Here is a 1,305-nt window from a genome sequence, read left to right on the forward strand (position 1 = left end):
GAATTTTAAAACATCTCAAAGTAATACCTTTTTATGTAAAGTATCAGACGCAATTACAGCAAAACCAATTGGTGTATTTAGTGCCCAAACCCCCAGCGAAAATCCCTATAAAGCTTTATTTAACCCCAAAGGTTATAACTTTTTAAATATGCCAATGAGTGAGTTTAAAAATATACTTAACGAAATTATTCAGTTAGAACGCGACATTCGTATTAGCAAGTGGGGTGAAGGTGCTCGACCTGATGAGTTTAGCTATCAACTTAATAGAATAGCAGACGCAATTGCAACGACTCAATTTAATGGCAAAATAGACATTAGCTGCTACTTTTTGAAACGAGTTGAAGAAGCAAAAGAAATGATTGGTGAAGACTGTATCTCGTTTATTCAAGTGCATAATAGTATAAGTCAATTGTATAATACTGTTTTACAATTAACATCTGAAGAAGGCTTCAGAGCAATTCAAAATAAAGCACTTGCTCACTTAAAAAATCGGCAAGCATTTGCTTAACTTCGTAAAATTAACCTTCTAGCGGTCGGCCTTTATTGCGCTTACCCAATAAATACGCATCACGAAACTTAATAAAATGCTGCTCTAATTTTATCGATGCATCCATTTCGCCCGCAAGTGCTAATACCATAATAGCCACTTCAGCAGTGCCTAGTTGATGTGCATGAGGGGCTACACGTAATCGGTAATCAGATAGTTTATCAGCAGTAACAGAAAGTACAGGCAAGTTATCTAAATAAGGGCTTTTACGAATCATTTTTTTAGCTTCGCGCCACGTACCATCTAAGAATATAAATAGCGGCTTTTTACCTGATTCAATACTCACTTCTGTAATGGCTCTGCCCTCTTCTACATCTTCTGCGGGAAAGACGACCATAGGCTGATACTGCGAATCATTTATTAAAGCTAAAAGAGCGGGGTTAGGATCTGTTCTATCCCATCTAAATGCGTGGTTATCTGGCACTATTTCAGCAATTAAACGCCCTGTATTAGAAGGTTTAAAGCTTTCATTATGATACATCAGTAAGCATACAGCGGCCTTACAATCTGCATGCTCAACACCTTTACAAATACAGTAGTGCTTAGCAATCAGGCATTGTTCACAGCGATCTAATTTACCGCCTCGAGCATTAAACTCACGACGAGATTCACTTATTTGTTGAGCGCGTAATGCTAGAACTGAGTTTTTCACTGTATTTACCTTCAATTAATTAAGCGCGCATTGTAACGACTTCTTGTTATTTAATCTTATATTTATCTAAGTTAAAAATAGACCTAAAAAAACCCAACCGAAGTTG

The 1,305-nt window shown here is 36.9% G+C and carries 2 protein-coding genes; one reads left to right on the plus strand and one right to left on the minus strand.

Going from position 1 to position 1,305, the window contains the following annotated elements; translation table 11 throughout:
- Nucleotides 1-508 (plus strand): hypothetical protein (locus H5072_RS19660; RefSeq protein WP_182694538.1); only part of this gene is annotated, 508 nt, incomplete at its 5' end.
- A gap of 10 nt (nt 509-518) precedes the next feature.
- Here the strand turns inward: H5072_RS19660 and H5072_RS19665 are convergent.
- On the minus strand, nt 519-1,199 hold the full coding sequence (locus H5072_RS19665; protein ID WP_182694539.1) for a tRNA-uridine aminocarboxypropyltransferase: 681 nt from the start codon (nt 1,197-1,199) through the stop codon (nt 519-521).
- Nucleotides 1,200-1,305: the final 106 nt, after the last annotated feature.

Source organism: Pseudoalteromonas sp. SR45-5 (genome assembly GCF_014163565.1).
Taxonomy (GTDB): Bacteria; Pseudomonadota; Gammaproteobacteria; order Enterobacterales; family Alteromonadaceae; genus Pseudoalteromonas; species Pseudoalteromonas distincta.